Origin of the sequence: Sutterella seckii, assembly GCF_009183815.1 — a bacterium.
In the GTDB taxonomy this organism is placed as follows: Bacteria; Pseudomonadota; Gammaproteobacteria; order Burkholderiales; family Burkholderiaceae_F; genus Sutterella; species Sutterella seckii.
Map to the genome: position 1 here is coordinate 15139 of NZ_WEHX01000004.1, position 19585 is coordinate 34723.

The following is a 19585-nucleotide window of genomic DNA, read 5'->3' on the forward strand; positions in this document are numbered from 1 at the left end:
TCCCGGGTTACTTCTGCTCGAAGTGATAGCGGCCGGTGCCGAGCGAGCTCGGACCCTTGCGGCTGAAGCGGATCATCAGCCACATTTCGGCGATGAGCATGAGCGTATAGAGAATGACGAAGCCGAGGATCGAACCGATCAGGTCGCCCGTGGAGAGGGACGAAACAGAGAGGTGCGTCGGCAGGATGTTGTAAATGGTCCAGGGCTGACGGCCGTATTCGGCGACGAACCAGCCTGCTTCACAGGCGATCCAGGGCAGCGGGAGCGCAAGGAGCGTAAGGCGCAGGTAGAGCGGCTGATTCTGGAGGGTCTTCTTCATGGAGAAGACAAGGCCGAGCACGAAGATGAGCGCCATGCCGAGGCCGCAGCTGATCATCAGCCTGAAGCTCCAGAACATCGGCGCAACCTGCGGCGTCGTATCCTGAGCGGCCTGCTTGATCATTTCAGGCGTGGCCTGCGTGACGTCTTCGGTATAGCGCTTCAGAAGAAGGCCGAAGCCGAGGTCGGGCTGGAGCGCCTGGAATTCAGCGCGCAGAGCTTCATTCTTCGGATCCTTGCGGAGCGCTTCCAGAGTGGCAACGGCTTTCTGGCCGTTCTTGATGCGCTCTTCAGCCTGGGCTTCAAGCTGCTTGATGCCCGGAATCTCCGTAGACAGCGACCGCGTGCCCATCAGGCCGAACACCCAGGGAATGCTGATTTCCATGGCGTTTTTCTGTTCGGCTTCATTGGGGATCGCAAAAAGCGTGAGCGGCGCCGGAGCCTCGTGGGTGTCCCAGGTGGCTTCCATGGCGGCAATCTTGGTGGGCTGGTCGCGCGTCACGAGGAAGCCCGATTCGTCGCCCATGTGGATCGTCAGAATGCTCGAGACGATGCCGAAAGCAGCGGCAAGGCGGAAGGACGAAGCGGCGAATTTGACGTCCTGGCGCTTGAGGAGGTAGTAGGCGGAAACGGCCATCACGAACATGGCGCCCGTCATGTAGCCGCCGGCAACCGTGTGGACGAACTTGGCCTGAGCCCATTCGCTCGTGAAGACGGCCCAGAAATTGGTCATCTCCATGCGCATGGTTTCAAAATTGAATTCCGCGCCGGTCGGATACATCATCCAGCCGTTGGCGACAAGAATCCAGAGCGCCGAGAGGTTGGAGCCGAGCGCCATCATGATCGTGGCAAAAAGGTGCTTGCCTTTCGACAGGCGGTCCCAGCCGAAGAAGAAAAGGCCGATGAAGGTCGACTCAAGGAAGAAGGCCATCAGGCCTTCAATGGCGAGCGGTGCGCCGAAAATATCGCCTACATAGTGAGAGTAGTAGGCCCAGTTCGTGCCGAACTGGAATTCCATCGTAATGCCGGTGGCGACGCCGAGGGCGAAGTTGATGCCGAAGAGCTTGCCCCAGAAGCGGGTCATGTCCTTGTACATCTGTTTGCCCGTGAGGACATACGTCACTTCCATGACCACCAGCAGGAACGAAAGTCCGAGCGTAAGCGGCACAAAAATGAAGTGGTACATCGCGGTCAGCGCAAACTGCAGGCGTGACAGGTCAACAAGATCAGTTGAGATCACTTGAGACTCCTGATGTGGTTTTGAGAGTTGTTAGCGGGGTTCCGAGGTGGCCGCCGGAGCGCCAAGAAGCGCATCCCCCATCTTCTGCGGCGTGACGTCAGTCCGGTGTTCAGGACTGAAAAACAGGTACCAAAGACAGAAAATAAGGAAGAGCTTGACCGCGACGACCAGAATGATTTCGGCGAGAAGTCCGGGACGCCGGCGGCGGTCTGTGGTGTTGTCCATCAGTTGCTCCGATTGATTTCGCTGAAGGCGGCTTTTTCGTGCCTACATCTTAATGAGCGCGTTGGGAGAATTCCCATATCTGACGCCTTACGTTTACGGCTTGACGGTGTTAAATGGAACTGTCAGACTGCCAAAATTACAGTTTGGCGGACTTTGGCAGTTCGATATGGCAGTAAGTGCAGAATTTCAGGGCATTCTTGATGCGCTTGAGGATCCAAGGCTCCTCGTAAGATCGGATTACACCGTGGCTTATGCGAATCGTGCTTTCCGTCAAAAATTCGGCATCGATGATTTTGAGGGGCGGAAATGTCATGAGCTGGTTTTTCATGACCTCAACCCCTGCGGAAGCTGCGGACGCATTTGTCCGATGGATAAATCCGTTTTTTCCCGGCAGGTTGAGCGTGCGCTCGAAAGGGAACTTGTGCCCGGGGGCGAACGCTTCCTCGAATTGGAATCGGTGCCTGTCGCTGCCGCAGATGGAAGTCCTGTTTACTTTATGGAGCGCATCCGCATCCGTGATGATGCGCAGAATGCGGCCCTTCGCGAGGGTATTGTTGCCCGCAGTCCGGCAACAAGGCGCGTGCTCAACGCCATTGCCCGTGTGGCTACCTTGAACGTGCCGGTGCTTTTTTGCGGCCCCGGAGGATGCGGCAAGCAAAGCTTCACGCGCTTTTTGCATGAGAATTCACGACGTGCTGTGAATGCGCTCGTGAAGCTCGACTGCACCGCGCTTACGGATGAGCGATTTGAGGACGAGCTTCTCGGCAGGTCGGCAAAGCTTGGCGGATCGAGGACGGGCGGCCTCGCCTCCCGTCCGGGCGGGACGCTTTATTTTGATGAAATATCTGCGCTTAGCCCGGGGCTTCAGCGGCGTCTCCTGACGCTGCTGGAATCCGGCTTCGTGCGTGAAGCCGGAAGCGCGCAGAGCGTTGCGCTCGACTGGCGCGTTGTCTGTTCGACCAATGCAGAGGATCCGGACAGGCTGGTGGCGTCGGGCGCGCTTCGGGAAGATTTGTGGCTGAGGCTCTGCGTGGCGCGCATTGATGTGCCGCCACTCAAAGATCGGCGCGAAGACATCGGAGAGCTCGCGGAGCTCATCCTGCGCCGTACGGGAGACGGTGAATCCGCGGAAATATCCTCTGAAGTTCTGGCGCTGCTTCTCAAGTGCAGCTGGCCGGGTAATATTCGCGAGCTTGAATGTGCGCTCATGCGTGCGCAGCTTCTTGCGGGCGGGAGGAAAATTCGTCCTGCTGATCTGGAAGCCCCGCGCTATTCGGAGCTTTCCGCAGAGGATGTCTGCGGCGATACGCTTTTAGAGGAAGAGTCGCGCTGGCAGGGAACCCGGGCAGGACTTGCCCGTCGAATGGGGCTATCCGAGCGCACGCTTTACCGCAGACTTCAGGAAGCCAGAGAGCTACAGCAGAAAAAGGAGAAAGGAACAAAATGACCGCGTCGATGAGACCCGAGGAGCGGCTTTTCTTTCGGCTTACCGAAGGAGAGGAGCGCATTGGCATCTCGAGAGGCGAGGCGGCAATTGCTGCTGCGCTTGCACGGGCAGGAAAAACTGCCCGAGGACTGCTCATCCTCGTGCACGGAGCGGCTTCCAACGCTTCGCGCTGGGAGGAATTCGTAGAAAAAACGAGGCTCAGGGACAACTGGGATATTCTGCGCTTCGACCTCCGGGGGCATGGGGCGAGTCCCTCGCGTACTGCCGGAACGCTCGAAGCGCATGCCTGCGACATTGCGGCTCTCATGGATCTCCTCGGACGCAGGCGCGCGGTAATTCTCGGCCATAGCCTGGGCGCCGCAGTGGCCATGAATTTTGCTGCGAAGTATCCCGAACGCGTTGAGGGGCTGATTCTCCTCGATCCGCTGCTCTCAAATTGTCTGACTCCGAAGGCAATTGAAATGCGAAGGAAGCGCTGGATGCCGGCTCTTCTTGAAAAAATCGGCATTGTTTCCCGGGAGCTTCATCTGCAGCGCCGTCTGCCGCCCTACAACCTTCGCACGGGCGACGAGGCTGCGCGGCTCAAGATTGCCGAAGGCGGAGAGGCGCTGGAAGCCTTTGTGAAGGAGTATTCCTCGCCCTGGCGCGATCTCGGGCATATCCACATGGCGGACTACGGACGGGATTTGCTTGAGGTCGGTCGTCCGAGTCCGGAGCTTTCCAGGATTAAGGCGCCGGTGCTCATCATCGGGGCTTCCTCCGGGAGCTACACGGATCCTGAGGCGATGCGACGCGAAGCCGGGGCGCTTACTGACGGAGAGTTTGTGCTGCTCAAATGCCGTCACTGGCCGGTAACGGAATGTCTTCAGGACCTGATTGCGGTCGTTGAGGACTGGATGCAGCGTCATTTCTGAGGGACAAAGAAAAAGCCGCCGAGATTTCCCCGAGCGGCTTTTTCTAATGCGCAAGTGCCGATTTTCGGTTACTTGGCGGCCGGTTCGCCCGCCGGAGCATCGCCGGCGCCTTCCTCATCGTGATTGACGACGATGCGCACGATGGGAGGCGCAACAGCGGCGTCTTCCTCGCGAATGCCCCAGACCTCTAGAAGCTCGCTCTGAGACGGCATCTCGCTTGCCGGTCTTGCACGGCGAAGCTTGAGCGAATTGCGGACGACGGTTTCCACAACATCGAGCGGCAGGCAGTTCAGATCCTTGAACTCGATTGAGCGATGCTCGGTATCGAGTCCCTTCCAGCGTTCCTCATTGCCGGCAGCGGCGTCTTTTTCTGCGTAATAGAGGATGAGAGACTTCTCATGAGACTTGACGGCAAAAATCGGTCCGTCAAGCTCATAGAAGGCAAGACCGAAGCGCATGCTTTCACGCACGCCTCGGGCGGAGCGTCGGATCATGCTGCAGACTCTGGCCATTGCAACGCGGCGATCGTTGGGCAGACTCTGGAGATAGCCTCCCACCGTGGTGGCTGCAGGTACCATGACTACTTTTCCCCCTAATAAAAATATAGGCTTCGGGCTCCCAAAGAGAGCTCGCAAGCCGCAAGAGAATAGATTTTAGCAAACCGGACGGGGGCTTTCCCGACTCGGACAGTCAGGTTTTTGTTTCTCAGCGGTAAAACACATAGCGTGCGCGAAACGGCACCCGGAGATACTGACCTATTTGCGAGGCTGTGCATGTGACGAGCGGCATGCCTCCGGAAGGCTGTCGGCGGGCGATGTAGCGAACGCCTTCGAGGATCCCGCGGCCTTCGGACTGGGCGGAAAAAACGGCTGTGCGCAGATCCCGGGGAGAGATCTGTTCCCCCTGGCTGATGATTTTCGCGTGAATCGTGGAGCCGTCGCGGGCAGTAATGCCGAAGTTCGGCTGCAGTACTGCCTGGCGCTGCCCGGCGTCATTCAGAAGCTCTCCTTCCGTTTGTACGAAATTCCAGAAAAAGCCTTCTGAATCATAGGAACATTGGAATACCATCGTCCGCGGGCTTCCCATGAATAGACGGCTGTAGCGTCCTTCAGCGGATCGGGGGTGAACTGAATGGTGGTGCAGCTCGCGAGGAGAAGGATCGCGAACAGGGCGGAAAGGGCGCGCATAAGGGTGCTTGAGAGTAGGAAGGTGATGCACGAAAGTCTAGCGGCAGCATCCTTAATGTGCCGCTCCGTGAAATGTGTCCTTCGGAAAAAGCCTCGCGTAACCTTCGTTAATCTTGCTAGAGTGGAACTCTAGAAAACAATTTCAAAGAACCCGCTCTGTCGGAAGCTTCTAGACCCGGCATCGCTGACTGTATTTTTCAGGCGGCGCGACAGCTTCGGACAGAGCCAACCCGGCCGGACCCTCGGTTGCGGCAGCCCTTTCGTCATGCCTTCAAAGAGAGGCAGAGAACGGGCTGCAAAACCTCGGACGGGGCATAGAGAAGCGCCTCCGGCAGAAAGATTTCTGCCGGAGACTTCGGCATAGCTTCGTCCGCGCGTTCGGCCTCTTTTCCGCAAAGAGGGATCCGAAGTGTTTCAGATTCGTATACATGGCCGCGGGGGCCAGGGCGTTGTGACGGCAGCAGAAATGCTTGCGCTCGCGGGCTTCATGGAAGGACATAAGGCACAGGCTTTCCCAAGCTTTGGTTCTGAACGAACCGGGGCTCCGGTGGTCGCTTTTGCACGCCTTTCTCCGACCGAAATCCGCCTGCGCGAACCCGTGCTTGAACCCGATGTGGTTTTGATCCAGGACCGCACGCTTTTGGAGAGCGTTCCTGTTTTTGCAGGACTCAGGCCCGACGGCTTCGTTCTGGTGAATTCGAGCCAGACGCCTGAAGCGCTTGGACTCGGCGACCTGAAGCGCGAGCTTCCGGAGGGGCACGTCATGTGCGTGCCGGCTACAAAGTTCGCGCTTGCAGCGCTTGGGAGACCGCTTCCCGGTGCAGGGATGCTTGCCGGGTTTGCTGCAATGACGTCGATGATGCAGCTCAAGAGCGTTGCAGACGCGTATGCCGTCAAGTTTGCCGGCCGGATTGCTGAGGCGAATGCCGAGATTGCCCGTCAGGCATATGAATACGTAATTGCCCAGAAGGAGACGAACCATGCTTAAGCAGCTCGAAGGCAGCCAGGGCGTAGCGCAGGCGGTCGCGCTTTGCAGGCCTGACGTGGTGTGCGCCTACCCGATTTCTCCTCAGACCCACATTGTTGAAAATCTTGGTCTCCTTTGCCGCAAAGGGGTGCTTGCCGACTGCGAGTACATCAATGTGGAAAGCGAGTTCGCTGCGATGTCTGTGGCAATCGGCGCCTCGGTGGCGGGCGGCCGCGCCTATACGGCAACGGCCAGCCAGGGTCTTCTTTATATGGCGGAGGCCGTCTACAACGCGGGCGGGCTTGGGCTTCCCGTGGTGATGACAGTAGCCAACCGCGCGATCGGCGCTCCGATCAATATCTGGAACGATCACTCAGACTCCATGAGCCAGCGCGACTGCGGCTGGATTCAGCTTTTTGCTGAAAATAATCAGGAAGCGTGCGATCTCCACATCCAGGCCTTCCGCATTGCCGAGGAAATGTCCATCCCCGTCATGGTTTGCATGGATGGGTTCGTGCTCACGCACGCGTTTGAGGAAATGGACATTCCGGATCAGGCGTCTGTCGATGCTTTCCTGCCGCCCTACCGGCCTCGCCAGCAGCTCGATCCTGATCATCCCTATTCCATCGGGGCAATGGTCGGCCCCGAAGCATTCACCGAGGTCCGCTGGCTCGCAGAACGTCGGATGCAGGAAGCCATTCCTGTGATTGAGAAAACACAGGCGCTTTTCCACGAAATCTTCGGCCGCAATTCCGGCGGGCTTCTCTCGACCTACCGCATGGAAGATGCTGAAGCCGCCGTGCTGGTAATGGGCGCGCTTGCCGGGACCGTCAAGGATGCGGTGGATGAAATGCGCGAAGACGGAGCGAGAATCGGCGTCGTCGTTCTTAAGAGCTTCCGCCCCTTCCCCTTCAAGGCATTGAGGGAGGCGCTGAAGTCTCTGCGCAGCGTGGTGGTGATGGAGCGCATGGTGAGCGCAGGCGGCGCAGGTGCAGTTTCGCTTGAGGTCATGAAGGCGCTCAGGGGACTCCCGGTTCGTCAGAGCACGCTGATTGCTGGGCTCGGCGGGCGCGCCGTCACGCGTCAGGCTTTGAAGCCCTACTTTGCCCGGGCGCTTGCCGGAACGCTCGAAGAAGAGGAAATCTTCCTTGATCTTGACGAGGAGCTCGTTCGCCGGCAGATGGAGCGCGAAAAAGCTTCGCGCCATATCGGCCCTGTTGCCGAAGCCCTCAACCGTCATGTCAATGAACGCAAACTTGCCCGGGGCGAGGAGATCTGAACATGTCTCAGTCGGAAATTCATTTCTATCAGACCGGCACGTTCACGGCCGGCAATCGGCTGCTCGGGCCTGAATCGAGATCCGTGCAGTCTTCCATGGAGCGTTTTAATTCCCTCACTTCGGGGCACCGCGCCTGTCAGGGTTGCGGCGAAGCGCTTGGCGCCCGCTATGCCGTGGATGCGGCAATGCGGGCTACGGGAGGCAGACTGACTGCGGCAAATGCCACCGGGTGCCTGGAAGTCTTTTCAACGCCCTATCCGGAAACGAGCTGGCAGCTTCCCTGGTTCCATTCTCTTTTCGGCAATACGGCCGCAGTCGCCACCGGCATGGCCGCCGCATTCCGGGCCCGGGCCAAAAAGGAAGGAACGGAGCCTACGCGGGTCATTGCCATGGGGGGCGACGGCGGCACGACCGATATCGGCTTCGGCTGCCTTTCGGGCATGTTTGAGCGTAATGACGATGTGCTCTATATCTGCTACGACAACGAGGCCTATATGAATACCGGCGTGCAGCGTTCGTCTGCAACGCCGCCGGCGGCAAGAACGGCCACCACGCAGATTGCCGGGAGCGAACCGGGCAATCAGTGGGGGCAGGGCAAGGACGTGCCGCTCATCGCCATGGCGCACGGCATTCCGTATGTCGCAACCGCGACGGTAGCGGACCTTCGGGATCTGGAGCGCAAGGTTGAAAAGGCGATGAGCATGCACGGCGCACGCTACATCCACATTTTTGTCCCTTGCCCGCTCGGCTGGGGCACCGCTTCCGGAAAGACCATCGAGGTTGCGCGTCTTGCGCAGGAAACCGGCATTTTCCCGGTTTTTGAAGCCGAGTACGGGGAAGTGACGAGTTCCTACAAAATTCGCCGACGCCAGCCGGTGGAAGCGTATCTGAAGCTGCAGAAGCGCTTTGCGCATCTTTTCGGCAAGAAAGGAGACCCGGCGGTTGTCGCCCGCATCCAGGAGCTTGCGGACCGCAATATTGAAAAATTCAACCTCATGGCCGGGGACGACGGCCGCGAGGTTCAGATTCCCGTCGCCGCGCAGGCTGAAGAGCGCAGCCAGCAGATCTGAAGGCGGAGGATAAAAATGACCCAAGAAAAACCGTTTGCGATTACCCTCGACGTCGGATCGTCGCTCGCCAACCGGACCGGCTCCTGGCGTACGCTGAGACCCGTTTACGTGAATCGCCTTCCGCCCTGCAATGCCAAGTGCCCTGCCGGGGAAAAGTGCCGCGACTGGCTCTTTCTTGCGCAAAGCGGAGATTATGAAGGCGCCTGGAAAGAGATTGTTGAAGACAATCCTTTCCCCGCAGTCATGGGACGCGTCTGCTACCACACCTGTCAGACGGCGTGCAATCGAGGCGATCTCGATGAGCCGGTCGGCATCAATGCCGTGGAGCGTTTTTTAGGCGACCATGCGCTCAGGCTCGGCTGGAAGCTTCCTCAGCCTGCTGAGGCAAACGGAAAGCGCATCCTGGTTGTCGGTGCCGGACCGGCAGGCCTTTCCGCGGCTTATCACCTCCGCCGCATGGGTTATGCCGTTCATGTTGTGGAGAGTGCGGAAACTGCCGGCGGCATGATGCGCTACGGCATTCCAAAGTATCGTCTTCCGCGGGAGGTGCTTGACGCAGAAATCGCGCGCATTGAGGCTCTGGGCGTCGAATTCGAGTTCGGCCGCGAGGTTTCTGATCTGGCTGCTGAAATGAAGGCGGGCGGCTATGCCGCAGCGTTCATCGGCGCCGGAGCGTCTCTTGCGCATCGCGCCTACATCCCTGCCGGCGATGCCGCGCACATCATGGATGCCGTGAGTCTTCTCAGATCTGTGGAGTCGTCTTCGCCCGGCGAAGAACCGCTCCTCGGGCGCCGGGTCGTGGTCTATGGCGGCGGCAATACGGCGATTGACGTGGCGCGCACCGCAAAAAGGCTGGGGTCGGAACCGATCGTTGTTTACCGTCGTACGCGCGAGCGTGCGCCGGCGCATGCTTTTGAAATTGAAGAGGCGCTTGAAGAAGGCGTTTCGATGAAGTGGCTTTCCACGATTTCCGAAGCGGAACGCGGAACGATCCGCATCGAAAAGATGAAGCTCGACGAATCGGGCTATCCGCAGCCGACGGGAGAGTACGAAACCATTGAAGCCGACAGCCTGGTTCTTGCCCTGGGGCAGGAAACCAATCTCTCTTTCCTTTCCGCTCTTCCTGATCTGAAGGTGGAAAAAGGATCGGTTGTGGTCGATGAGCGCATGATGACAAGCGTTCCGGGTATTTTTGCCGGCGGCGATGTGGTGCCGGGCGATCGCAACGTAACGGTGGCGATCGGTCACGGCAAGCGCGCGGCAAAGGCGATGGATGCCTGGCTCAGGGGCGAGATGCCCGGCGAGAAGGCGCCGGCGGATCCGGCGACCTTTGAAAAGCTTAATACCTGGTATTACGCGGATGCGCCGCAGAAGATCCGTCCTCAGCTCGACATCGTGCGGCGCCAGACGACCTTTGAAGAGGTGCTCGAAGGCCTGACCGAAGAGAACGCACTTTTTGAAGCCCGCCGCTGCATGTCCTGCGGCAACTGCTTTGAATGCGACAACTGCTACGGGGTCTGCCCGGACAATGCGGTGGTAAAGCTCGGACCCGGCAGGAAGTTCCGCTTCAATTACGACTACTGCAAGGGCTGCGGGATCTGTGCCAATGAATGTCCGTGCGGCGCCATTGAAATGGTGCGCGAGGACATCTGAGTAACGGAAGCGGCATAAGGTTTCCTATACTCAGAGTGCGCCCCGGCGTTCGGGATTGAATCCGGCGCCGGGGCGCATTTTTCTCTCCTTCGGGGCGCCTGAAATGACTGAGCCGCAATCCGTTCCTCAAAATCGTTCGCTTTACCGGGAATTCAAGCTTGTATTCATCCTGATCACGCTTTGCGTGACTCTGGCTGCAATTCCTGCGGTTGTGCTGACCGAGCTCTCAACCGGTTCTGGCGGCGCCATCAACGTGTCGGGGAGCCTGCGCATGATGAGCTACAAGCTCACGGTTGCCGTCAGCAATCCCTATGAGACGCATGAAGAGCGCGAGGCCAATACGAGAAGAGCAGTTGAGGAATTCTGGGAGCGCCTCACGAGACCCGGACTTCTTTCGAGCGTTCCGAACGACCCTGCAGATCCGATACGGGGCATGTACAACATCGTGGCCGAGCGTTTTGCTTCCGAGATCCGTCCGCTTGCGCTGAAGGGCATTGACGATGAAGCGGCGCGGCAGCGCTTCATGAGAAAAATCGGCGGCTTTGTGGACGACGTCGACGTCTTCGTGTTCGCCCTCGAGGAGCGTCTTTCCGGCTTGATGGGATGGCTGAAGGCAATTCTGGTTTTCACGCTTCTCGGGGCGCTCGCCGTGACTTTCGGCTTGCTGCGCGTGATGAAGTCGCGCATCTTCTCTCCGCTTGAGGAATTGGAGGCGGCGGCGAAAGCGGTGCGTGAAGGGAATTTTGATGTGCGCTCGAAAGCGGCTGCACACAATTCAGAGATCGGGCGATTCGCGCGCGGCTTCAATTTCATGGTGAGCGAGCTTGATCGGCTCTACGGCTCTCTGGAAGCTGAAGTCGCAAAAAAGACCGCGGATTTGAATAGACGCAATCAGGGGCTTCAGTTTCTTGCTCAGGCCTCTGAGCAGCTTCTTGTCGACGGGCCGAAATTGCCCGATGCCGTCGAGAAGGTGCTTGAAGGCGCCGCACAGCTCACGGGCGCCAATGGCGCAGCCTTCTGCGTAAGCGCAGACCCGCAGAAGACATGGGACGACGGAAAGTCCTGGCGCTTTGCTGAAACGCCGGGCGACAGCCGGGGACGTGAAGGTCATCTGCTTAATATTCCGGCAATCGGCGCCCGGGAGGAGACGCTCGGCATGCTGAAGATCTGGTTCCCTGAGGAGCCTTCGGCCTGGCAGAGCAACTTCCTCGGCATGACGGCGGCGCTCATAGGCCGGGCAGTGGATGCGTCGCTGCGGACGATGGACGACAGGCGCCTCGCAGTGCTCGAGGAACGCTCCACCATCGCGCGCGAGCTCCATGACTCCATCGCTCAGTCGCTTTCCTTCTCCAAGATTCAGCTTTTAAGGCTGAAGCGCGCCATTGAGGCGGATCCGACGGGAGATGCCGCCCGGGAGGTTCTCATTGAGCTCGACGAAGGCATTTCCACAGCATATCGGCAGCTGCGCGAGGTTCTGACGGCATTCCGCCTGCAGCTCCAGGGGACGGGTTTCGGCGACGCAGTGAATGCCGCTGTAGACGCGTTCAGAAACCGAACCGGCATGCCGGTATCGCTTACCAACACGCTTCTGGGTGTGGAAATTTCCACCAACGACCAGGTGCACTTCATTCAGATTCTGCGCGAAGCCCTCTCCAACATCGAAAAGCATGCCCGGGCAACGCAGGCGGCAGTACGCATCGAAACGGCCGGTGCCGGCGGCTGCATTCTTACCGTGACGGATAACGGGATCGGGATTCCGGAGCATGCGGAAAAAGCGCGGCACTTCGGCCTCGGCATCATGAAGGAACGAGCGGAGGCATTAGGCGCCACCATTGAAGTGGTCCGCAGGCCTGAGGGCGGCACCGTCGTGCGCGTCGAAAAGAAGCCCGGACTGAAGCCGCAGGCTGCACAATGAAGCACAGTCAGAAGAATCTAAGTGCGCAATATCGGATTTGTCCTGAAGGAGATGAATGCGCAATGGCGCATAGAATCTATGATTGGAGACTGCTCCGGACCGGCAAATATGCCTGTTTACAGCCAATGCCCGTCGGGATGAAGGCTTTTATGCTCTGTATGTCTCTCTCAGGCTGAAGGAATACGTTTTATGAACGCGTCAGAATCAAAAACCGCCGCCGACAAGCACACCGTGCTGGTGGTTGACGACCACCCGCTTTTTCGCCGGGGTGTAAGGGAGCTTCTTTCGCTTGACGACACGATTTCGGTCGTGGGCGAGGCCGGAACCCGCGATGAGGCGGTTCTGCTGGCGAGGCAGCTAGAGCCCGAACTCATCGTGCTCGACCTCAATATGCGCGGCTCGTCAGGGGTGGAAATTCTGACGACGCTCAAGTCGGAAGATCCGTCGATGCGGATTGTGATTCTGACCGTGAGCGATTCCGGAGACGACCTCCTAGCCTGCATTCGTGCCGGTGCGGACGGCTATTTCCTGAAGGACATGGAGCCCGAGCGCTTTCTTGAGAACGTGCATGAAGCTCTCGAAGGCCGCCTCATCGTGGATACGGCGATGGTGAGGTATCTCACGGACATGATTCGCGAGAAGGCTCAGCCTGAGCCGCCCAATCCCCTCACGGAGCGCGAGGAGGAAGTGCTCGGCTACATCGCGCAGGGGCTGACGAACAAGATGATTGCACGAAAGCTTCAGATCTCTGACGGCACCGTCAAGGGGCATGTGAAGCATCTCCTCAAGAAGCTCGGCTTCAACAGCCGGGTCGAAGCTGCCGTCTGGGCTGCTCAGCGCGAAGAGCAGAAAGCAAAGCGGCAGATGTGACATCTGCCGCTTGTGTGAGCTCAGGGAGACGTTAGTCTTCCGTGGCGTCGTTTGCGTTCACAGGGGCGAGAGGCTTCGCCTGAGAGCTTTCCGCATGGCAGAGCATGCATTCGAAGCGCTCGCCGGCGAGCTTTCCCGGAGCGGCATAGTGCGAACGGGGGATTTCGCCCTTCTGGCGCGCACGGTCAGCAGGCTGTTCGCGGTGGCACATGAGGCAGTTGTTCTTGTCGATGGTAATGGGGAGATAGTTCGCCACCGGATGCGGGACCGGGCTCGGAGCGCCGACAATGGGATTGTCGGCGGCAAGCGCCGGGCCGGCGAGGAGAGCAGCAGAGGCAAATGCGGCAAAAATCGTATGGCGGGTCATAAGGTTCTCCAGAAATTTCTAATTCAATTTATGAATGTTTTTTGCTGACAGGCAGGCCGGGGATGCGGAAATGAAGCGCGTCTTCAGGGCAGACCTCAATGCAGCGGCCGCAGTTGAGGCATTCCCCTGAGGGAATGCGGCCGGTCTGAGCCATATCTTTGAAGCGGATGATCTGCTTTTCCGGGCAGACCCTGAGGCAGTCAGCGCAGCGCGTGCAGTTTGCGTCGGTGAAGGCAATGGTCACGAGCGGTCTGGGCGACGCTCTGCCTGCAAGGGACCAGAAGGCGCCGAGCGGGCAAAGGTGTCCGCACCAGCCGTTGTGCATGAGCCCGAGCTCAAGGGCAAAAACCGCAAGAGCAGCAGAAAGCGCCGAAAGGCCGGTTCCGTAAACAACATCGCGCCAGATGATGGCCTGAGGGCTTACGGACTCAAATGCTGCTGTTCCGGTTGCGAAGCTCGCCGCGAGGGTGCCTGCAAGCACGGCATAGCGCGCGCTTCTCGACAGACGGATGTAGTCGGCCGAAAGGTCGAGCTTTGTCCGGAGCCATTCAGCGGCCTCAACCACAAGGTTCATCGGACAGACCCATCCGCAGAAGGTTCTCGAGCCGAGAAGGCTGTAGAAGAGCGTGATGAGCGCTGTCCCGATGAGCGTCGTAGCTGTCGGAATAATTCCGGCGAGAAGCCGCTCGAGGAATGCGAGCGGGTCGCCGAGCGGAATCATTCCGAGAATCTTCGATTGCGAGAGGTCTCCGAGGAGCAGAGGCTTGCCGGCAATTTCCCAGCCCCAACGGGCAGAACCCGCAAAGAGCATGAGCACCAGAAGCTCGGTAATGCGTCTTGCGATCGTGAAGCGGTGCCTGCGCAGGAAGGTTTGCTGCGTCATAGCGGGTCCTCGCTGTTGAGGTAGTCCATGCCCGGAGCAGTTGCCGGCGCCTTTTCCGCATCGCCTTCAGAAGGCGCGGTGCTGGGCGTCGCAGGCGGCCCTTCGCGGCGCATGTTCTTCGGATCCTCTTCAGACAACCAGCCGAGACGGTAGTGGCTGCCGATCGTGCCGAGCACGGTCGTGGGATCTGCTACGCGGATAGCCGCTTCATCGGTCGGACATGCCTTTTCGCAAAGGCCGCACCCTGTGCAGGCATCCGGGTGGATGACGGGCACAAAGACGGCGTGACGCGAAAGACCGCGGGGACGCACTTCAATCGTGAGCGCACGGCCGTTTCCCGGACATTCGCGGAAGCAGACCTCGCAGCGCAGCCCCTGCCAGGAGAGGCATGAGTTGGGGTCCACCACCGCGACGCCCATGCGGGCGTCGCGGATGTCCGTGAGGTCAGGGTCGAGCGCCCCGGTCGGACACGCTTTGACGCAGGGGAGATCCCTGCACATGTAGCAGGGGATCTCCCTCGGCGTGAAGTAAGGCGTTCCGACGGGGGCAGGAGACCGCATGCCAGCGAGCTTGAGGGTGTCGTAGGGACACGCGCTCACGCACTGGCCGCAGCGCGCACAGGCTGCGCTGAAGGCTTCTGCAGGAAGCGCCCCGGGCGGTCGGGGCTGCCAGCGGGCAGCGCTCTCGCGCACGGGGATCATCCCGAGCAGAAAGGCTCCTGCCGTCATGGCGCATCCCGAGGAAATGACTCCCTCAAGAAGCGCCCGGCGGCTCAGACTTTCCCGGCTTGTCACGGCATCAGGCCTTTCTCACGAGGACCGCGGTCTTCTTGAAGTCCGGTTCCTCGGAAATCGGGTCCGTAGCGTCAATCACGACGGCATTGCACTTCACCTTCTCGTCGAAGAAGGCAAGCCACACGGTGCCGGCAGGCATGATGTTGCGGACCTGGGTTTCCACAACCGCCTCGCAGGTGCCGTGACGGCTTTCGACATGCGCAAGATCGCCGCGCTTGAGGCCGCGCCTTTCGGCATCGCCCGGGTTCATGTAGAGGAGCGCCTGCGGAGCTGCGCGGTGCAGTTCCGGCACGCGGCGCGTCATGGAGCCGGTATGCCAGTGCTCGAGAATGCGGCCCGTGCAGAGCCAGAGGTCGTAGTGACCGTCAGGCTGCTCGACCGGTGCGGCATAGGGACGGAAGAAGATCTTCGCCGTGCCCGCATAAGCCGTCTGCTTCGGATCCGTAACGTTGTAGAGGTCGCCGGAGGCAACGGGCTTCATGAGCTTGCCGTAGAAGAGGTTGTCTTCCTTCGCATAGGGATCGTATTCAGTATTGAAGCGGTAGAGCGTTTCCTTGCCGTTCACGACCGGCCAGATGAGGCCGCGGCACTTCGGGTCCTGATAGGTGTCGAAGTCTGCCAGGTCATGCCCGTCGCCGAGCGTGAACTGACGGTATTCGTTGAAGAGCGCCTTTTCGGGGAACCACTTGAGGCCGAGCGCGTCGCCCGTATTGTTGAGTTCGGTCTTGTAGAGCGGATCCGGCCACACGGCTTCGGCGCGCTTGCCCGTCGGAGCAAAGAGCGCATCAAAGAGCGTGGTTTCGGGCTTCAGACCCATGGCTTCAGCCGCTGCAAGCACGTCGGGGAGCTTGTCGTCCTTCACGCCCTTCACGGGGACGCTCTTCCAGGTTTCGCCGATGGTGAAGCGCTTGGCGAGCTCCATCATCATCCAGATGTCGGTGCGCGCTTCGCCCGGGGACTTCACGAGCTGATGCCAGCCCTGCGTGCGGCGTTCGGCATTGCCGTAGAGGCCCCACTTTTCAAAGTGCGCGGCGGCCGGGAGAATCAGGTCGGCGCAGCGTGCGGAGAAGGTCGGATAAATGTCCGAAACGACCACAAAGGCGTCCGGACGACGGCAGGCCTTGATCCAGTGATTGTTGTTCGGAGCCGACTGGATGATGTTGACGACCTGGGTCCAGAGGAAGTCGATCGATTCGTCCTCGACGCCCCTCAGGATCTTCATGAGGGATGCGCCGACCTTGGGATTGAGCGTGCCGGCAGGAAGATTCCAGATCTTTTCCGTCTTCGCGCGATGCGCCGGATTGGCGACCAGCATATCGGCAGGAAGTCTGTGGCAGAAGGCGCCCACTTCGCGGGCGGAGCCGCAGGCAGAGGGCTGGCCGGTGAGCGAGAAGGCGCCGTTTCCGGGGAGCGCATGCTTGCCGAGCAGCAGGTGATAGGCATAGATCTGCTCATTCACCCAGACGCCGCGCTGGTGCTGATTGACGCCCATGCACCAGTAGCTCATGATGTCGCGCTTTTCGTCGCAGATGTAGTCGGCGAGATCCATGAGCTTCTTCTTGAAGGTGTCGATCGACTCATCGTTGTCGCCCTTGGCGAGCTCCGCCACGAACTCGAGCGTGTAGGGCTCGACGCCCTTTTTGAAGTCCTCAAAGGAAATCTTCCAGTGCTTGCCGGCAGTGCCGCCGGAATTCTTCTGCTGGACGACTTCGCCTTCCTTCCTGCCCTGGGCGACGGCTTCCCACTTGTCGAGCTTCACGGAGAGCTGACGCGCCATCACGTCCTTTTCGGCCGGGAAGGCGAACTTGTCCGTATTGCGAAGGCCGAAGCCGATGTCGGTGACGCCCGCGCAGAAGATGCAGTGCTTTTCAACGTAGGACTGATTGACCTTGCCGCGGCGGATGATCTCGCGAAGGATGAAGTTGAGAATCGCGAGGTCCGTATTCGGACGGAAGATGATGACGAGGTCGGAGAGGTTCGACGAGCTCGAACGATGCGTCGTGAGCTGAATGATGCGCGTGTTCTTGTCGGTAAGGCGGCGGTTGGCCATGCGCGACCAGAGCACCGGATGAGCTTCAGCCGGGTTGTTGCCCCAGAGAATGATGGTGTTGGTCTTTTCAATGTCGGCGTAGCAGTTGGCCGGTTCGTCAACGCCGAAGGTCTGGTAGAAGCCGACCACGGCGGACGCCATGCAGAGGCGCGCATTGGGGTCGATGTTGTTCGAGCGGAAGCCGCCCTTCATGAGCTTTGAAGCGGTATAGGCTTCCGGAATCGTGTACTGGCCCGAGCCGATGATCGAAATGCCTTCGGGGCCTTTCTTTTCATAGGCTGCACGCAGGTGCTTCGCCATTTCGCTGAGAGCCGTTTCCCACGTTACGGGCTCAAAGCGGCCGGATTTGTCGAACTTGCCGTCCTTCATGCGCATCAGGGGCTGCGTAAGGCGGTCCTTGCCGTACATGATCTTGGCGTTGAAGTAGCCCTTCACGCAGTTGAGGCCGCGGTTCACCGGGGCTTCAGGATCTCCCTTGGTGGCAACGACGCGGCCGTCGCGCACGCCGACCATCAGGCCGCAGCCGGTGCCGCAGAAGCGGCAGACGGATTTGTGCCAGCTGATGCCCTGGTCGAGCGCATTAGCGTCGGCAGCCTCTGCGGCAGTGACGGGAATGCCGAGCGAAAGCGCGGCGCTTGCGGCGATGCCCGATTTGAGCACCGTACGGCGATGGAATGTGATTGGGCGTTCCTGGGTCATATGCAATCTCCCTCAGATTGGCTGGATCCGAAAGGTTTCTGAACGCACGGCATCTTTTGCCGGCGGCGCCTTTTAAGAGGCGTCCGGACGATGCTCGATGAGGCTGACGTCAAAGACGTCTGCGAGTTCAGAGACAGTTCGGAAGAGACGGACTTCGTCATCGGTCGTGGCGGCCTCAATGGTGCAGATGAAGCGGTTTGTAGCCGGATCAGTCTGGTGAGGTTCCACGCCTTCAATGCGGCTGGCTGCTTCGACGGCAGCCTCTAGCCGGCCCGGACGTGCGATGACGAGAATGGCGGAATAGTTCATGGTCGGGGTCTACGGATAATTCTTTTGTTTACTTTGTGAATTAATCCACTGATTCATTTTCGACCGGTCTAATCCGTCGGTCTAGCTCCCAAAGCGGAGGGTTGGATGAAGCCGAACACCTCCCGAATGGGAGATGCCAGATGCTTTCTAATGAGTATTTCCGGCTTCGGCGGAGGGCGGAGAAATGAGGGTCAGAATGATGGCGGCAAGAACAAGAAGCGCTGCAAGAAAATAGGGCGTGCCGGCAGAGGGATCCGTCGGGGCGCTTTGCGAGGTAAAGAAAAGCAGCGGCGTGCCGAGAAGCGGACTGACGGCGCCCGTGAAGCTGTTTAGGGAACTGGCTGCGCCGAGCCGCACGCCCTGCGTTGTCGGTGATCCTGTGCGGCTGATGACGCTCTGGAGCGTCGGACCCACGACGCCCATGAGAGAGAAGAGAGCGAGGAGAGGCAGCAGAAATGTGCCGGCAGTGGAAAAGCCGATGCCGATCAGGGCGGCGAAGCCGCAAAAGAGTCCGGTGAAGACAAGCTGCGTGGGCGTGAGCCTGGCGGAAAGACGAGGCAATATCCAGCCTTGCGTGACGGTAATGGCGGCTCCCAGGACAAAGATGGAAATGCCGATCATCTTCGGGGTCCAGCCGTAGCGGAATTCCGTATAGAGCGCCCAGGTGCACTGCATCAGGCTCTGAGAGAGCGTATAGAGCGTGATGACGAAAAGAATCGGCAGGACCATGCGCTCTCTGGAAAGCGCAAGAAGCGACGAAAAGGGATTGAAGCGCTTTAATGTAAACGGGTCGCGCGCCGGTGCCCGGAGGCTTTCCGGAAGTACGAAGAGGCCGTAGAGGAAGTTGAGCGCGCAGATGATGCCGGCAATCAGGAAGGGTCTGCTCGGATCCGTTTCGCCCAGCATGCCGCCCACGGCCGGGCCGAGAATGAAGGCGACGCCGAAAATGGCTCCGATGCGGCCGAATGCGGCGGTACGGCTGGACTCATCCGTGACGTCTGCAATGTAGGCTTGCGCGACGACGATGTTGGAGCTCATGGCGCCTCCAAGAATGCGCGAGAGAAGGATAAGCCAGAGTGAATCGCAGAAGGCCGGAACGAGCATCATGACCGCAAGGCCGAGGATGCCCGTCAGAAGAACCGGGCGGCGCCCGAGACGATCAGATATGGCTCCGATCGCAGGGGCGGAAAAGAACTGCATCAGACCGTAGCTCACCATGATGGCGCCGTACCAGGACGCCTGAGCATCGGGTGAGGATGCTAGCGTGCCGATGAGCCGCGGCAGCACCGGGATGATGAGCCCGATGCCCAGCGCGTCAAGAAACACGCAGGCAAGGACGAAGCCTGCGGCTGGCGTTCTGACCATGGAAGAGGACCGAAAAGCAGATAAGTGAGGAGG

The 19585-nt window shown here is 59.6% G+C and carries 18 protein-coding genes; 8 read left to right on the forward strand and 10 right to left on the reverse strand.

Annotated features, from left to right (window positions below):
- Positions 1 to 7 precede the first annotated feature (7 nt).
- A complete protein-coding gene (locus GBM95_RS01550; RefSeq protein WP_152157486.1) occupies positions 8 to 1558 on the reverse strand; it encodes a cytochrome ubiquinol oxidase subunit I in 1551 nt (516 codons plus the stop codon).
- Positions 1559 to 1588: 30 nt separating this feature from the next.
- A complete protein-coding gene (gene cydP / locus GBM95_RS01555; protein ID WP_139688364.1) occupies positions 1589 to 1783 on the reverse strand; it encodes a cytochrome oxidase putative small subunit CydP in 195 nt (64 codons plus the stop codon).
- Positions 1784 to 1949: 166 nt separating this feature from the next.
- Between cydP and GBM95_RS01560 the strand changes: the two genes are divergently transcribed.
- Complete coding sequence (locus GBM95_RS01560; RefSeq protein WP_152157487.1) at positions 1950 to 3230, forward strand: sigma 54-interacting transcriptional regulator; 1281 nt, start codon at positions 1950 to 1952, stop codon at positions 3228 to 3230.
- Entirely contained in the window at positions 3227 to 4144 is a 918-nt protein-coding gene (locus GBM95_RS01565; RefSeq protein WP_152157488.1) for an alpha/beta fold hydrolase, read from the forward strand. Before GBM95_RS01560 ends, GBM95_RS01565 begins: the two co-directional genes overlap by 4 nt.
- Before the next feature lie 68 nt (positions 4145 to 4212).
- Here GBM95_RS01565 and GBM95_RS01570 read toward each other — a convergent pair whose 3' ends face one another.
- Together GBM95_RS01570 and GBM95_RS01575 are read right to left on the reverse strand one after the other, a co-directional pair.
- On the reverse strand, positions 4213 to 4722 hold the full coding sequence (locus GBM95_RS01570; protein ID WP_152157489.1) for a DUF1801 domain-containing protein: 510 nt from the start codon (positions 4720 to 4722) through the stop codon (positions 4213 to 4215).
- Positions 4723 to 4849: 127 nt separating this feature from the next.
- Complete coding sequence (locus tag GBM95_RS01575) at positions 4850 to 5212, reverse strand: DUF3455 domain-containing protein (RefSeq protein WP_226963110.1); 363 nt, start codon at positions 5210 to 5212, stop codon at positions 4850 to 4852.
- A 528-nt stretch (positions 5213 to 5740) separates the two neighbouring features.
- Between GBM95_RS01575 and GBM95_RS01580 the strand changes: the two genes are divergently transcribed.
- The 6 genes from GBM95_RS01580 (at position 5741) to narL (ending at position 13085) form a co-directional block, all read left to right on the forward strand.
- Positions 5741 to 6319 carry a 2-oxoacid:acceptor oxidoreductase family protein gene (locus GBM95_RS01580; RefSeq protein WP_152157490.1) on the forward strand — a complete coding sequence of 193 codons (579 nt, stop codon included), beginning with the start codon at positions 5741 to 5743 and terminating at the stop codon, positions 6317 to 6319.
- Positions 6312 to 7577 carry a transketolase C-terminal domain-containing protein gene (locus tag GBM95_RS01585; protein ID WP_152157491.1) on the forward strand — a complete coding sequence of 422 codons (1266 nt, stop codon included), beginning with the start codon at positions 6312 to 6314 and terminating at the stop codon, positions 7575 to 7577. The genes GBM95_RS01580 and GBM95_RS01585 overlap by 8 nt, the downstream gene beginning before the upstream one ends.
- A gap of 2 nt (positions 7578 to 7579) precedes the next feature.
- Complete coding sequence (locus tag GBM95_RS01590) at positions 7580 to 8647, forward strand: thiamine pyrophosphate-dependent enzyme (protein WP_152157492.1); 1068 nt, start codon at positions 7580 to 7582, stop codon at positions 8645 to 8647.
- A 15-nt stretch (positions 8648 to 8662) separates the two neighbouring features.
- Positions 8663 to 10300, forward strand: coding sequence for an NAD(P)-binding protein (locus GBM95_RS01595; protein ID WP_152157493.1), 1638 nt, complete (start codon positions 8663 to 8665; stop codon positions 10298 to 10300).
- Positions 10301 to 10403: 103 nt separating this feature from the next.
- Positions 10404 to 12215 carry an ATP-binding protein gene (locus tag GBM95_RS01600; RefSeq protein WP_152157494.1) on the forward strand — a complete coding sequence of 604 codons (1812 nt, stop codon included), beginning with the start codon at positions 10404 to 10406 and terminating at the stop codon, positions 12213 to 12215.
- A 189-nt stretch (positions 12216 to 12404) separates the two neighbouring features.
- On the forward strand, positions 12405 to 13085 hold the full coding sequence (gene narL, locus GBM95_RS01605) for a two-component system response regulator NarL (RefSeq protein WP_152157495.1): 681 nt from the start codon (positions 12405 to 12407) through the stop codon (positions 13083 to 13085).
- Positions 13086 to 13116: 31 nt separating this feature from the next.
- On the opposite strand, the gene GBM95_RS01610 is transcribed toward narL, so the two are convergent.
- The 6 genes from GBM95_RS01610 to GBM95_RS01635 form a co-directional block, all read right to left on the reverse strand.
- A complete protein-coding gene (locus tag GBM95_RS01610; protein ID WP_152157496.1) occupies positions 13117 to 13452 on the reverse strand; it encodes a nitrate reductase cytochrome c-type subunit in 336 nt (111 codons plus the stop codon).
- A gap of 28 nt (positions 13453 to 13480) precedes the next feature.
- The gene (napH, locus tag GBM95_RS01615) at positions 13481 to 14335 is read right to left on the reverse strand and encodes a quinol dehydrogenase ferredoxin subunit NapH (protein WP_152157497.1); all 855 of its coding nucleotides are present in this window, start codon (positions 14333 to 14335) and stop codon (positions 13481 to 13483) included.
- Complete coding sequence (gene napG / locus GBM95_RS01620) at positions 14332 to 15063, reverse strand: ferredoxin-type protein NapG (protein WP_374046802.1); 732 nt, start codon at positions 15061 to 15063, stop codon at positions 14332 to 14334. Before napG ends, napH begins: the two co-directional genes overlap by 4 nt.
- Before the next feature lie 70 nt (positions 15064 to 15133).
- Positions 15134 to 17878: a nitrate reductase catalytic subunit NapA gene (gene napA, locus GBM95_RS01625; RefSeq protein WP_152157499.1), complete on the reverse strand. Its 2745-nt coding sequence runs from the start codon at positions 17876 to 17878 to the stop codon at positions 15134 to 15136.
- A 72-nt stretch (positions 17879 to 17950) separates the two neighbouring features.
- Positions 17951 to 18187: a chaperone NapD gene (locus tag GBM95_RS01630; RefSeq protein WP_152157500.1), complete on the reverse strand. Its 237-nt coding sequence runs from the start codon at positions 18185 to 18187 to the stop codon at positions 17951 to 17953.
- A gap of 147 nt (positions 18188 to 18334) precedes the next feature.
- A complete protein-coding gene (locus GBM95_RS01635; protein ID WP_152157501.1) occupies positions 18335 to 19552 on the reverse strand; it encodes an MFS transporter in 1218 nt (405 codons plus the stop codon).
- Positions 19553 to 19585: the final 33 nt, after the last annotated feature.

Excerpts from the sequence above, each read along its gene's own strand:
- cydP (WP_139688364.1), bottom strand. The coding sequence starts at position 1,783 with ATGGACAACACCACAGACCGCCGCCGGCGTCCCGGACTTCTCGCCGAA.
- GBM95_RS01560 (WP_152157487.1), top strand. The coding sequence starts at position 1,950 with ATGGCAGTAAGTGCAGAATTTCAGGGCATTCTTGATGCGCTTGAGGAT.
- GBM95_RS01565 (WP_152157488.1), top strand. The coding sequence starts at position 3,227 with ATGACCGCGTCGATGAGACCCGAGGAGCGGCTTTTCTTTCGGCTTACC.
- GBM95_RS01570 (WP_152157489.1), bottom strand. The coding sequence starts at position 4,722 with ATGGTACCTGCAGCCACCACGGTGGGAGGCTATCTCCAGAGTCTGCCC.
- GBM95_RS01575 (WP_226963110.1), bottom strand. The coding sequence starts at position 5,212 with ATGGTATTCCAATGTTCCTATGATTCAGAAGGCTTTTTCTGGAATTTC.
- GBM95_RS01585 (WP_152157491.1), top strand. The coding sequence starts at position 6,312 with ATGCTTAAGCAGCTCGAAGGCAGCCAGGGCGTAGCGCAGGCGGTCGCG.
- GBM95_RS01590 (WP_152157492.1), top strand. The coding sequence starts at position 7,580 with ATGTCTCAGTCGGAAATTCATTTCTATCAGACCGGCACGTTCACGGCC.
- GBM95_RS01595 (WP_152157493.1), top strand. The coding sequence starts at position 8,663 with ATGACCCAAGAAAAACCGTTTGCGATTACCCTCGACGTCGGATCGTCG.
- GBM95_RS01600 (WP_152157494.1), top strand. The coding sequence starts at position 10,404 with ATGACTGAGCCGCAATCCGTTCCTCAAAATCGTTCGCTTTACCGGGAA.
- narL (WP_152157495.1), top strand. The coding sequence starts at position 12,405 with ATGAACGCGTCAGAATCAAAAACCGCCGCCGACAAGCACACCGTGCTG.
- GBM95_RS01610 (WP_152157496.1), bottom strand. The coding sequence starts at position 13,452 with ATGACCCGCCATACGATTTTTGCCGCATTTGCCTCTGCTGCTCTCCTC.
- napH (WP_152157497.1), bottom strand. The coding sequence starts at position 14,335 with ATGACGCAGCAAACCTTCCTGCGCAGGCACCGCTTCACGATCGCAAGA.
- napG (WP_374046802.1), bottom strand. The coding sequence starts at position 15,063 with ATGACGGCAGGAGCCTTTCTGCTCGGGATGATCCCCGTGCGCGAGAGC.
- napA (WP_152157499.1), bottom strand. The coding sequence starts at position 17,878 with ATGACCCAGGAACGCCCAATCACATTCCATCGCCGTACGGTGCTCAAA.
- GBM95_RS01630 (WP_152157500.1), bottom strand. The coding sequence starts at position 18,187 with ATGAACTATTCCGCCATTCTCGTCATCGCACGTCCGGGCCGGCTAGAG.
- GBM95_RS01635 (WP_152157501.1), bottom strand. The coding sequence starts at position 19,552 with ATGGTCAGAACGCCAGCCGCAGGCTTCGTCCTTGCCTGCGTGTTTCTT.